The organism is Burkholderia sp. Ac-20353 (assembly GCF_017104785.1).
In the GTDB taxonomy this organism is placed as follows: Bacteria; Pseudomonadota; Gammaproteobacteria; order Burkholderiales; family Burkholderiaceae; genus Burkholderia.
This window is the reverse complement of the sequence record NZ_JAAGPL010000244.1, coordinates 1-11,380: the sequence shown is the minus strand read 5'-3', so window position 1 is coordinate 11,380 and position 11,380 is coordinate 1. Positions and strand designations below refer to the sequence as shown.

General features: G+C 66.7%; 12 protein-coding genes and 1 pseudogene. 7 read left to right on the top strand and 6 right to left on the bottom strand.

Annotation, left to right across the window (positions count from 1 at the left end; genetic code table 11):
• From G3N94_RS36255 to G3N94_RS36240, 4 genes and pseudogenes are all read left to right on the top strand, one after another.
• Positions 1-377, top strand: a pseudogene (locus G3N94_RS36255) (protein-(glutamine-N5) methyltransferase, release factor-specific); the annotation flags it as partial.
• A 77-nt stretch (positions 378-454) separates the two neighbouring features.
• Positions 455-766: a Grx4 family monothiol glutaredoxin gene (gene grxD, locus G3N94_RS36250; RefSeq protein ID WP_124599415.1), complete on the top strand. Its 312-nt coding sequence runs from the start codon at positions 455-457 to the stop codon at positions 764-766.
• A gap of 13 nt (positions 767-779) precedes the next feature.
• The gene (locus G3N94_RS36245) at positions 780-1,376 is read left to right on the top strand and encodes a UbiX family flavin prenyltransferase (RefSeq protein ID WP_205799017.1); all 597 of its coding nucleotides are present in this window, start codon (positions 780-782) and stop codon (positions 1,374-1,376) included.
• A 258-nt stretch (positions 1,377-1,634) separates the two neighbouring features.
• Positions 1,635-2,426, top strand: a complete 792-nt coding sequence (locus tag G3N94_RS36240) for a class III extradiol ring-cleavage dioxygenase (protein WP_205799015.1) — start codon at positions 1,635-1,637, stop codon at positions 2,424-2,426.
• Between the two features lie 145 nt (positions 2,427-2,571).
• Here the strand turns inward: G3N94_RS36240 and G3N94_RS36235 are convergent, their stop codons facing one another.
• Positions 2,572-4,170 carry an APC family permease gene (locus G3N94_RS36235; protein ID WP_205799013.1) on the bottom strand — a complete coding sequence of 533 codons (1,599 nt, stop codon included), beginning with the start codon at positions 4,168-4,170 and terminating at the stop codon, positions 2,572-2,574.
• A 420-nt stretch (positions 4,171-4,590) separates the two neighbouring features.
• On the opposite strand from G3N94_RS36235, the gene G3N94_RS36230 reads away from it, so the two are divergent.
• Entirely contained in the window at positions 4,591-4,794 is a 204-nt protein-coding gene (locus tag G3N94_RS36230) for a cold-shock protein (RefSeq protein ID WP_006400508.1), read from the top strand.
• 75 nt (positions 4,795-4,869) lie between these two features.
• On the opposite strand, the gene G3N94_RS36225 is transcribed toward G3N94_RS36230, so the two are convergent.
• The 3 genes from G3N94_RS36225 to G3N94_RS36215 all read right to left on the bottom strand — a co-directional run bounded on the left by G3N94_RS36225 (position 4,870) and on the right by G3N94_RS36215 (position 8,303).
• Positions 4,870-6,120 carry an Hsp70 family protein gene (locus G3N94_RS36225; protein WP_205799011.1) on the bottom strand — a complete coding sequence of 417 codons (1,251 nt, stop codon included), beginning with the start codon at positions 6,118-6,120 and terminating at the stop codon, positions 4,870-4,872.
• Positions 6,121-6,287: 167 nt separating this feature from the next.
• Positions 6,288-6,893: a nitroreductase family protein gene (locus G3N94_RS36220; RefSeq protein WP_205799009.1), complete on the bottom strand. Its 606-nt coding sequence runs from the start codon at positions 6,891-6,893 to the stop codon at positions 6,288-6,290.
• 126 nt (positions 6,894-7,019) lie between these two features.
• On the bottom strand, positions 7,020-8,303 hold the full coding sequence (locus tag G3N94_RS36215) for an MFS transporter (protein ID WP_205799007.1): 1,284 nt from the start codon (positions 8,301-8,303) through the stop codon (positions 7,020-7,022).
• 172 nt (positions 8,304-8,475) lie between these two features.
• On the opposite strand from G3N94_RS36215, the gene G3N94_RS36210 reads away from it, so the two are divergent.
• Both G3N94_RS36210 and G3N94_RS36205 read left to right on the top strand, forming a co-directional pair.
• Positions 8,476-9,096 carry a TetR/AcrR family transcriptional regulator gene (locus G3N94_RS36210; RefSeq protein WP_205799005.1) on the top strand — a complete coding sequence of 207 codons (621 nt, stop codon included), beginning with the start codon at positions 8,476-8,478 and terminating at the stop codon, positions 9,094-9,096.
• Positions 9,097-9,194: 98 nt separating this feature from the next.
• Positions 9,195-9,779, top strand: a complete 585-nt coding sequence (locus G3N94_RS36205; RefSeq protein ID WP_205799003.1) for a DUF1415 domain-containing protein — start codon at positions 9,195-9,197, stop codon at positions 9,777-9,779.
• Positions 9,780-9,875: 96 nt separating this feature from the next.
• Here G3N94_RS36205 and G3N94_RS36200 read toward each other — a convergent pair whose 3' ends face one another.
• Both G3N94_RS36200 and G3N94_RS36195 read right to left on the bottom strand, forming a co-directional pair.
• Positions 9,876-10,766, bottom strand: coding sequence for an SAM-dependent methyltransferase (locus tag G3N94_RS36200; protein ID WP_205799001.1), 891 nt, complete (start codon positions 10,764-10,766; stop codon positions 9,876-9,878).
• 132 nt (positions 10,767-10,898) lie between these two features.
• Positions 10,899-11,380: methyltransferase (locus G3N94_RS36195; protein ID WP_205798999.1), on the bottom strand; the 482-nt coding region annotated here is incomplete at its 5' end.

The window sequence follows — 11,380 nt, the reverse complement described above, 5'->3', positions numbered from 1 at the left end:
CGCGCCGGCCGGGCGGGCCGCTGCAATTGCTGCAAAGCGACTGGTATGCGGCGCTCGATCCGGCGCTCGCGTTCGACACGATCGTCAGCAACCCGCCGTATATCGCGCAGCACGATCCGCACCTGTCGCAGGGCGACCTGCGCTTCGAGCCGCGCGGCGCGCTCACCGACGACGCCGACGGCCTGAGCGCGATCCGCGCGATCGTCGCAGGCGCCGGCGCCCGTCTGAAGCCGGGCGGCACGCTGTGGATCGAGCACGGCTACGACCAGGCCGAAGCCGTGCGCGCGCTGCTTGCTGCGCACGGTTTCGTCGCGGTCGAATCGCTCGCCGATCTTGCCGCGATCGAGCGCACGACGGGCGGCCGCCTGCCCGGCTGATGCACGCGCAAGCCCGGCCCGCGCGGTTGAAATCCGCTATCATTTCGTTCTAACGCCCCGCCAACGCAAGGTCAGTCATGGACACCCAACAACGTATCAAGCAAATCGTCGACGAAAACCAGGTCGTGCTCTTCATGAAGGGCAACGCGCAATTTCCGATGTGCGGCTTCTCGGGCCGCGCCGTGCAGGTGCTGAAGGCCTGCGGCGTCGACCAGTTCAAGACGGTCAACGTGCTCGAAGATGAAGAAATCCGCCAGGGCATCAAGGAATTCTCGAACTGGCCGACCATCCCGCAGCTGTATGTGAAGGGCGAATTCGTCGGCGGCTCGGACATCATGATGGAGATGTACCAGTCCGGCGAACTGCAGCAACTGTTCGCTGCCGCGTAATCCCCTGCCGTCGATGGAACCCCGCAGCGCGCCGCAGCGCCGCCTGATCGTCGCGATCACCGGCGCGACCGGCGCGATCTACGGCGTGCGGTTGCTCGACATGCTGCGCGCCGCCGGCGGCGTCGAAACGCACCTGCTGATTTCGAGCGCCGGCTGGCTCAACATCCAGCACGAACTGAACCTGTCGAAGGCCGATATCGAACGCCGCGCGGACGTTGTGCACTCGGTGCGCGACGTCGGTGCGACGATCGCATCGGGTTCGTTCGCGACCGACGGCATGGTGATCGCGCCGTGCTCGATGAAGACGCTCGCGAGCGTCGCGCACGGCCTGTCGGACAACCTGATCACCCGTGCCGCCGACGTCACGCTGAAGGAGCGGCGCCGCCTCGTGCTGATGGTGCGCGAAACGCCGTTCAACCTCGCGCACCTGCGCAACATGACCGCCGTCACCGAAATGGGCGGCATCGTGTTTCCGCCGCTGCCGGCCTTCTACGCGATGCCGAAGACGATCGAGGAACTCGTCGACCAGACGGTCGCGCGCGTGCTCGACCTGTTCGCGCTGAGCGCACCGCTGACCACGCCGTGGGAAGGCATCCGGCACGCTCAGTAATTTCGGGCGCCCCTTCTCGCCTTCTCCTTCTTCGCCGCCTCTTTTCCTCTTCGCCGCTTCTTCGTCGTATTCCCGCGATTTCAACCGCTTCACCACGCATTTCCACCGAACGCCACACCTTCGCGCGCACGCCCGATCTGCAAGCGGCAATCCCGGCCAATTGACAACCAGCGAGAGTCAATCAAATTCCCATCGGCCCGTTTATCAATATCCGGTGCGCGTCTATAGTCACAGGCAACATCACTGCAGACCACCATCATGAACCGCTTGCCGTCGCTCTACCTGTCCCACGGCGCCCCGACGCTGCCGATCGATCCGACGTTGCCGTCCGGTGCGTTCACCCACCTCGGCGCCGAGCTGCCGCGTCCGCGCGCAGTGCTGATGCTGTCCGCGCACTGGGGCACCCTGCAGCCGGTCGCGAGCGTCGCGCAGCATCCGGAAACGATCCACGACTTCTACGGATTCCCGCGCGCGCTGTACGAGATCCAGTACCCGGCGCCGGGCGCGCCGGACGTCGCCGAGCGCGCGGCGAGCCTGCTGAACGCGGCCGGCATCGCGACCGGCACGACCGAGCACGGCCTCGACCACGGCGCGTGGGTGCCGATGCTGCTGATGTTTCCGGAAGCGGACGTGCCGGTCGCGCAGTTGTCGATCCAGCCGCGCGCGGACGCCGCCCATCACTTCGCGCTCGGCCGCGCGCTGCGGCCGCTGCGCGACGAAGGCGTGATGGTGATCGGCTCGGGCCAGATCACGCACAACCTGCGCGCGGCTGATTTCGGCGCGGCGCCCGAGGATGCCGATCCGCGCGTCGCGGAATTCACCGACTGGTTCGAAGCGAAGCTCGCCGCGCGCGACATCGACGCGCTGCTCGACTATCGCCGCCAGGCGCCGCATGCGGCGCTGATGCACCCGACCGACGAGCACCTGCTGCCGGTGTTCGCGGCACTGGGCGCCGCGGACGACGATTACCAGCTCGGCATCCAGTCGCTCGGCACCTATCAGCGCGTGCTCGCGATGACGAACTACGTGTTCGCCGGCGCGGCCGCGTAAGCGTCAACGTCAGCGTCAGCCGCTGGCGGCGCTGCCTGCGCCGCCGGCACGTACAGAAAGCAAAAAGCCCGTGCGAGCAGAACGCTCGCACGGGCTTTTCTCGCTGGCCCTGCCGCCGCCGATCCCGGCGGCAGGTCAGGATGCGTCAGGCACCGATGCCTTCGAGGATCTCGTCGTGCGACTCGCGCTCGTCGAGATACTTGGTCCGGTAGCCGGTATTCACGCCCCAGAAGTAGAACACGAGCGAGATCGCCGCGACGATGAGCATGTCCCAGCCGTACGGCAGGATGCCATGACCGCCGAATTCCTTGCTGCCGATCAGCGACAGGATCGCCATCGTCGGCAGGTACGCGACCAGCCACCAAGCGGCCTTCAGGTCGTCACCCCAGCCGCTCCAGCCGGCCTTCGACTGGAAGTAGAAGTACACCGGCAGTGCGACGATCATCAGCAGGATGATTTCGCCGGTCAGCGGCCACTTCGCCCAGTACAGGATCAGCGACGCGCAGACGAACGCGAACGGTGCGATCAGCTTCATCAGCGGGATCGACAGCGGACGCTCGATGTCGGTCGCCGCGCGGCGCAGCGCCATCAGGCTGATCGGGCCGGTCAGGTACGAGATCACCGTCGCGACCGAGATCACCGCCGCGAGCGAGCTCCAGCCGCGGAAGAAGAACAGGAAGATGAACGAGACCAGCAGGTTGAACCACATCGCCTGGCGCGGCACGCCGTAGAGCGGGTGCACGTTGCCGAACATCTTCGGCATCGTGTTGTTGCGCTCCATCGCGTAGATCATCCGCGTCGTCGTCGCCATGTAGGTCGTGCCGGTGCCGCTCGGGCTGATGAACGCGTCGACGTACAGCAGGATCGCGAGCCAGTTCAGGTTCAGCGCGATCGCCAGTTCGGCGAACGGCGACTTGAAGTTGAACTGCGACCAGCCCTTCGCGACGTCAGCCGGATTCACCGAGCCGATGTACGCCATCTGCAGCAGCACGTAGATCACGAGCGCGAGCAGGATCGACGTGATCACCGCGAACGGCACGCTGCGCGACGGATTGCGCGCTTCACCGGCGAGGTTGACGGGGCTCTGGAAGCCGTTGAACGCGAACACGATGCCGCTCGTCGCGACCGCGGTCAGCACCGCCGACCAGCCGTACGGCGCGAAGCTCGCATTCGATGCGGTACCCAGGTTTTCCGAGTGGAAGCCCGACAGCATCAGGCCGGCGATCGTCAGGCCGGGAATCAGGAACTTGAAGATCGTGATCGCCGTGTTCGCGCGCGCGAACGCCTTCACGCCCCAGTAGTTCAGCAGGAAGTAGACGACCACGAGCACGGCCGACAGCAGCAGGCCCGTCGTCTGCAACTCGCCGTTGACGAACAGTGCGTGCGCCCACGGATACGGCCACGTGCTCATGTACTGGATCGACGCCTCGGCCTCGATCGGGATCACCGATACGATCGCGATCCAGTTCGCCCACGCGCTGATGAAGCCCACCAGCGACCCGTGCGAGTAGCGCGCATAGCGAACCATGCCGCCCGACTCGGGGAACATCGCGCCCAGTTCGGCGTACGTCAGCGCGATCGCGAGAATCACCACCGCGCCGATGATCCATGCGCAGATCGCCGCCGGACCGGCGATCTTCGCGGCCTTCCAGGCGCCAAACAGCCAGCCCGAGCCGATAATCGAACCCAGCCCCGTCAGCATCAGTGCAAACGGGCCGATGTTCCGTTGAATAGAACTCTTCACATCCTCTCCTGTGTCTCAAAAAGCATGGTCGGCCCGCAGCCCGGGATCGACTCGAACTGCACCGCGCACGCATTCTTGGGGGGACGGATCGCTCGGTCGGAGCAACCAGTCCACGCGGCGCGTAGTTTAACGGTTGCACCTGTCCAATTGCGCCAAAATCGATCGCCCCCTACAAAAAATTCGCGAAAACTGCAATGTTTGTAAGCTCTAAACTCGTAATAACCCTGAGAGCATGGAAATACGGTTGACCTCGCGCTGAATTCGCCGTATAAAGATCCACGCAGGATTTCAAGCGGCGAGTGAATTGGTTCTTTCGTAGTTCGCCCATCAACGGTACTCCGGTTGGTCCCATTACCCCTTCCTTGAATTTCCGCGCCCAATGGGCTTCGGCCCCGTTTTATCTTTTTAGGAACAAGTAACATGGCAACCGGTACCGTCAAGTGGTTCAATGACGCTAAGGGCTTCGGCTTCATCACCCCGGAAGGCGGCGGCGACGATCTGTTCGCGCACTTCTCGGAAATCCGCGTCGAAGGCTTCAAGACGCTGCAAGAAAACCAGAAGGTCGAATTCGAAGTGAAGACGGGCCCGAAGGGTCTGCAAGCTGCGAACATTCGCCCGCTGTAAGTTCAGCGCGAGTTTTCGTCTGAATGAAAAAGCCCCGCTTCGGCGGGGCTTTTTTTATTTCGTCACCGGCGACGTTCAGCCGAACAGCCGCTGCGCGTGGATCCCGAGACCGGTCGCCACGCTCGCGAGACGGTCGCCGAACACCGGCTGCGCATCCGCGAACGCCGCCGCGAGCGCGCCCGACAGGAACGCGAGCCCGGTCGAGCCACCGGTGAAGTACAGCGCGCCGACGTCGCGCGGTGCGATGCCGGCGAGCCGCACCGTCTCGCGCGCGGCATCGACGATCCGCGCGGTGTCGTCGCGGCTCGCGTCGACAAGGCGGTCCGCGTCGAACGCGATCTGCAGGTCTTCCTCGACATCGTTCAGGTCGATCATCGTGTCCCCGCCCGCCGCGACGCCGATCTTCGCTTCTTCCGCACGCGCCATCAGCGCATGGCCGAGCCGCAACTCGACCACCCGCACGAGCCGGTCGAACTGCCGCACATCACGGTACAGGTGCTTCATCAGCTTCAGCTCGCCAAGACGCTTCGGTGTGTAGACCGTGTTGATCAGGTGCCAGGTCGCGAGATCGAAATAGGTCCGGTTCGGCAGCTCGCGCCCTTCCGGGTCGAGCGAGCGGTAGCCGAACGCGGGCAGGATCGCCGACAGCTCGACGCGCCGGTCGTAATCCGTGCCGGCAACGTGCACGCCGTGGTGCGCGAGCACGTCGTCCTTGCGCTCGAGGCGCGCCATCCGGTCCGGGCCGACCCGCACCAGCGAGAAGTCCGACGTGCCGCCGCCGATGTCGGCGACGAGCACGAGCCGCTCCGCGCTCTGGCGCGACTCGTAGTCGAACGCGGCAGCGATCGGTTCGTACTGGAACTGCACGTCGGCGAAGCCGACCGCATGCGCGGCGGCTTCGAGCTGGTCCTGCGCGAGGCGGTCCGCGCGCGGATCGTCGTCGACGAAGAACACCGGCCGGCCGAGCACCGCGCGGCCGATCGGCGCGCCCGCGCACGCTTCGGCCTTGCGCTTCAGGTGCGTGAGGAAGCGCGCGATGATGTCCGTGTACGCGATCGCGGAGCCGTCGCCGAGATCGGTGGTCGTCTCCGCCAGCGGTGAACCGAGAATGCTCTTCATCGAGCGCATCAGGCGGCCATCGAAACCGTCGATGTACGACGCGAGCGCCGTGCGGCCGTATTCGACCGTTTCCTCGTCGTTGTTGAAGAAGATGGCGGTCGGCAGCGTCAGGTGATCGCCCTCGACGGGCGCGAGGCGCATGCCGTCGCCGTCGGGCAGCGCCACAGCGGAATTGGACGTACCGAAGTCGATCGCGCAGTAAGTCATGGGAAGGTGCCGCCGCATGGCCGGCGCGAAAACGGAAAGGAGGGGCTTTTTAACATGAAGCCCGCGGGATCACAACCGGCGGGCGGCCCCCGACCGGTGGATCCCGCCCGGGGCCATATCGTCGGCCAGATCGTCCGGCCGGGCCTGCGGCAAACCGGCCGCCGCTGTCAGGCCGCCGACCCGAAACTCTTCTTCCACGCCCCTGCGTACACGACCTCGCCCAGCGGATGCCGCGTGCGCGGCGCCTTCTCGCGATCGCGCAGCACGGGGTCGAGCTTGTCGATGTCGCCGTAATGACCGAGCGCGATCATCGCCGGAATCGCGACGTCCGCGGGGATCGCGAAGGCCGCGCGGAACGCATTCGCGTCGAAGCCGCTCATCTGGTGCGCGGCCAGCCCGAGCGCGTGCGCCTGCAGCACCAGCGCCATCGCCGCGGCGCCCGCGTCGTACAGCGCGGTCGGCGCCGGCTCGCCCTTCGACGTGAGCGTGTGCGCGGTGACCGCGATCAGCACCTGGCCGGGCGCGTTCCAGCCCTGGTTGAACGGCACCAGCGTCGCGAACGCCCGCTTGAACGCCGCTTCATCGTGGGTACGGTCGAACACGATGAAGCGCCACGGCTGCACGTTGTAAGCGGACGGCGCCCAGCGCGCCGCCTCCAGCACCGCATGCAGGTCGGCGGCGCTGACCGGCGCATTCGAATAGGCACGCGGGCTCCAGCGGCCCGCGATCAGTTCGTGGATCGAAACAGTGGTGGGAGCAGGTTTGACAGACATGCGGATCCTCGCTGACATCGATGAAGGGGCGCGAACGCCGGGCGAATCGCAAGCATAACCGCTTGCGCGCCTGCGTGCCCGGGTGCGCCGTGACCCGCTGCCCCGTTACCCGATGCGCGACGCGCGTCAGACCGCCTGCGCCGCGGTGCGCGACGCACCGCGGTTGATGCGCAGCACGATCAGCGCGCCGACGATGCACAGCCCGCCGGATATCATCGACGCGATCGTATAGGTGCCGAGGCTTGCGCGCAGCATGCCCGCGCCGAGCGCCGCGAACGCCGCGCCGAGCTGGTGGCCCGCGACGATCCAGCCGAACACGACCGGCGCGGCGGCCTTGCCGAATACGTCGGTGGCAAGCCGCACGGTCGGCGGCACGGTCGCGATCCAGTCGAGCCCGTAGAACATCGCGAACAGCGGCAGCCCGAAGAAATCGATGCCGAATGCATGCGGCAGGTAGATCAGCGACAGCCCGCGCAGCCCGTAATACCAGAACAGCAGCACGCGATTGTCGTAACGGTCGGACAGCCAGCCCGACAGCGTCGTGCCGAACAGGTCGAACACGCCCATCGCGGCGAGCAGCGACGCGCCCTGCACTTCGGTCATCCCGTAATCGCTGCACATCGCGATCAGGTGCGTGCCGACGTAACCGTTGGTGCTCGCGCCGCAGACGAAGAAGCTGAAGAACAGCAGCCAGAAATCGCGCGAGCGGCTCGCCGTGAGCAGCGTGCGGAACGCGACCGCGAGCGGGTTCTCCTTCGTCGCGTCGGGCGCGGGTGGCGCATCGGCCGGCTCGCCGTACGGACGCAGCTTCACGTCGGCCGGACGCTCCGGCAGCAGCAGCGCGACGAGCGGAATCACGATCGCCGTCGCCACTGCGACGACCAGCACGACCGGCCGCCAGCCGTGGTGCTGCGCGATCGCCGCGAGCATCGGCAGGAACACGAGCTGGCCGGTGGCCGTGCTCGCGGTCAGGACGCCCATCACGAGCCCGCGCCGCGCATGGAACCAGCGCGTGACGAAGGTCGCCGACAGCGTCAGCGCGACGACGCCCGTCGAGCTGCCGACCATCAGGCCCCAGATCACGACCATCTGCCAGCTCTGCGTCATCATCGACGACAGCGCGACGCCCGCGCTCATCGTCACGAGTGCGGTCAGGATCGTCGGCCGCAGCCCGAAGCGCTGCATCGCGGCGGCCGCGAACGGGCCCGTGAGCCCGTACAGCGCGATGTTCACCGAAATCGCGAGCGAGATCGCCGCACGGCTCCAGCCGAGCTCCCGCTCGAGCGGCACCATCAGCACGCTCGGCGTCGCGCGCGTGCCGGCCGCCGCCAGCAGGATCAGGAATACCACCGCCGCCGCGAGCCATCCGTAGTGGAACCGCCCGCCGATTCGTGTTGCTGCCCAGTTCATGTCCAGAGTCTCCCGTGTCGACCGGAACCAGCGCGTCAACGCCGACTCCGGTCCGATGCACCACATTCGCGTTCGATCCGACCGCATTGTTACCGATCGGTCACAATTGTGTTGCGATCGTAGTGACCAGTCGGTAACATGTCAAGCATTCAATTTCGCAGCCGAGAGCAACATGTCCGATATCGAAGCCTCCAAACCCGCGTCGCGGCGCGTCCGGCGGCCGATCGCGGGCGCCACCGCGCAGGAGCAACTGCTGCGCGCCGCCGAGGAGCTGTTTTACAAGGAAGGGGTGCGCGCGGTCGGCGTCGAGGCTGTCGTGGAACTCGCGGGCGTCAACAAGATGAGCCTGTATCGCCAGTTCTCATCGAAGGACGAGCTGATCCTGGCGTATCTCGAGCGCATGGATGCGTGCTTCTTCGAGCGCTTCGACACGAGCGTCGCGAAGCATCCCGGCCAGCCGAAGGCGCAACTGATCCAGTATTTCGTCGACCTCGCGGAGCGTGCGTCGCAGAAGGATTACCGCGGCTGCCCGTTCGTGAACGTCGCGGCGGAATTTCCGGACGCATCGCATCCGGCGCGCGAACGCGTCGCACAGAACAAGGAACGGCTGATGGCACGGCTCGTCGAGCTGTGCGAACGCGCGGGCGCGCGGCAGCCGAAGTGGCTCGCCGATTCGCTCGCGCTGGTGATCGAAGGCATCTATGCGGCAAGCCAGACGTATCGGCATGGCGAGACGCCGATCGGCACCGCACCGACGCTCGTCACGCAGCTGATCGAGACCGCTTGCGCTTGAGCGGCGCGGCACCGGCCGGCGCGCGCCGCCGGCCTCCGACACGCGTCGCACGCCGCCCCCGCTAAAATGCGGCCCTTCCCCGCCCGTTCCGCACTGCCATGACCGACACCCGCCCCGCCACGCACGACTGCGCGCACGACGACATCCTCGCCGCCACCCGGCACTGGCTCGCGCGCGCGGTGATCGGGCTCAATCTGTGCCCGTTCGCGAAGAGCGTGTACGTGAAGGACCAGGTGCGCTACGCGATCAGCGAAGCGACGACGCTCGAGGACGCGCTCGCCGATCTCGAAACCGAACTCCGCCTGCTCGAAGCCGCCGATCCGCAGCAGGTCGACACGACGCTTGTGATCTATCCGCATGCGTTCGCGGATTTTGTCGACTACAACGATGCGCTGTTCTTCGCGGAGCGGCTCGTGAGCCAGCTGAAGCTCGACGGCGTGCTGCAGATCGCGAGCTTCCATCCGGACTACCAGTTCGAAGGCAGCGCGCCGGACGACATCGAGAACTACACGAACCGCGCGCCGTACCCGATCCTGCACCTGCTGCGCGAGGACAGCATCGCGCGCGCGGCCGACGCGTTCCCGGACGCGTCCGCGATCTACGAGAAGAACCAGGAAACGCTGCGGCGCCTCGGCCACGACGGCTGGCGCGACTGGATGAGCCGTCCCGGCGACGACGTCTGAGCGACCGTCTGGCGAGTCCGGCAAGTCCGGCGGGATCGGGCGACGCGTTCGCGCGCCGCGAGCGATGCGCGGTGCGGCGTCCGGCCGACAGGCGGCTTAGTCGGCGGCCGGTGCCGTTTCCTCGCCGGCGGCCTCCGTGCGCTGCGGCACGAAGAACCGCTCGTGCAGTTCGGCAAGACCAAACATGTCGAGGATCTCGTTCAGCCGCTCGCTCGGCCGCCTGCGCGGCAGGTTCTTGTATTGCGCGATGATCAGCTCGTTCTTCATCGAGTGCTCCCAGCCGACCAGCTCGGTCACGCTGACCTGGTAGCCGTGCGCTTCGAGCTGCAGGCAGCGAAGCACGTTGGTGATCTGGCTGCCGAATTCGCGCGTGTGCAGCGGATGCCGCCACACCTCGGTCAGCGCGCTCGCGAGCGACTTGCCCTTGTTCCTGCGCAGTACGCCCGCGATTTCCGCCTGGCAGCACGGCACGAGCACGATGTGGCGCGCGTGCTTCGCGAGCGCGAAGCGGATCGCATCGTCGGTCGCCGTATCGCACGCATGCAGCGCGGTGACGACGTCGATCGTCTCGGGCAGCCGCGGCGACGTGATCGAATCGGCGACCGACAGGTTCAGGAACGACATCCCGCCGAAACCGAGGCGCGCGGCGAGGTCGGCCGAACGCGCGACTAGCTCTTCGCGCGTCTCGATCCCGTAGATATGCGACGCGAACGCCGGCGTGCCGTGGCCCGGCTGCTGCTTGAAGAACAGGTCGTACAGGATGAAGCCGAGATACGACTTGCCGGCGCCGTGATCGGCGAGCGTCACGCCGCCCTTGTCGGCCTGCACGCTCGCGAGCAGCGGCTCGATGAACTGGTACAGGTGGTACACCTGCTTCAGCTTGCGGCGGCTGTCCTGGTTCAGCTTGCCGTCGCGGGTCAGGATGTGCAGTTCCTTCAGCAGCTCGACAGACTGCTCCGGACGGATTTCGTGGGTTTTGTTCGACATCGTGGAACGGCGCCGGGCCGCGGTCGTTACGCGCGGCCCGGCGGCGGAAAATCGTGAGGAATGGCGTCAGTTTACCGACAAACGCGCGAAACCTCGCGAAAATGCGCGATCAAGCCCGCCGAGACCGCGCGATCAAGCCCGCGCACCGAGCCGCCAGAGCGACGTGACTTCGGCGCGGCGTGCCGCGTACAGCGGATCGTCGGCGTCGGCCGCCTTCGGATGCTTCGGACGGATATCGTCGCGGCCAAGCACGACCAGGCCCGCTTCGTCGATCCACTGCAGCAGCGTGTCGCGCGGCCGCAGGCCGAGATGCTCGGCAAAATCGGACAGGATCAGCCAGCCTTCGCCGCCCGGCTCGAGATGCGCGGCGAGCCCGGCGAGGAAGCCGCGCAGCATGCGGCTGTCCGGATCGTAGACCGCGTATTCGATCGGCGCGCTCGGCCGCGCCGGCACCCACGGCGGATTGCAGACGACGAGCGGCGCGCGGCCGGCCGGGAACAGGTCGGCCTCGACGACGTCGACCTGCGCCGCATAGCCGAGCCGCTCGACGTTTTCGCGCGCGCACGCGAGCGCCCGCGGATCCTGGTCGGTCGCAACGACGCGCTTGACGCCGC

Coding starts and splice junctions, on each gene's coding strand:
- grxD (WP_124599415.1), top strand. CDS start 455: ATGGACACCCAACAACGTATCAAGCAAATCGTCGACGAAAACCAGGTC.
- G3N94_RS36230 (WP_006400508.1), top strand. CDS start 4,591: ATGGCAACCGGTACCGTCAAGTGGTTCAATGACGCTAAGGGCTTCGGC.
- G3N94_RS36220 (WP_205799009.1), bottom strand. CDS start 6,893: ATGTCTGTCAAACCTGCTCCCACCACTGTTTCGATCCACGAACTGATC.
- G3N94_RS36245 (WP_205799017.1), top strand. CDS start 780: ATGGAACCCCGCAGCGCGCCGCAGCGCCGCCTGATCGTCGCGATCACC.
- G3N94_RS36210 (WP_205799005.1), top strand. CDS start 8,476: ATGTCCGATATCGAAGCCTCCAAACCCGCGTCGCGGCGCGTCCGGCGG.
- G3N94_RS36205 (WP_205799003.1), top strand. CDS start 9,195: ATGACCGACACCCGCCCCGCCACGCACGACTGCGCGCACGACGACATC.
- G3N94_RS36215 (WP_205799007.1), bottom strand. CDS start 8,303: ATGAACTGGGCAGCAACACGAATCGGCGGGCGGTTCCACTACGGATGG.
- G3N94_RS36200 (WP_205799001.1), bottom strand. CDS start 10,766: ATGTCGAACAAAACCCACGAAATCCGTCCGGAGCAGTCTGTCGAGCTG.
- G3N94_RS36225 (WP_205799011.1), bottom strand. CDS start 6,120: ATGACTTACTGCGCGATCGACTTCGGTACGTCCAATTCCGCTGTGGCG.
- G3N94_RS36240 (WP_205799015.1), top strand. CDS start 1,635: ATGAACCGCTTGCCGTCGCTCTACCTGTCCCACGGCGCCCCGACGCTG.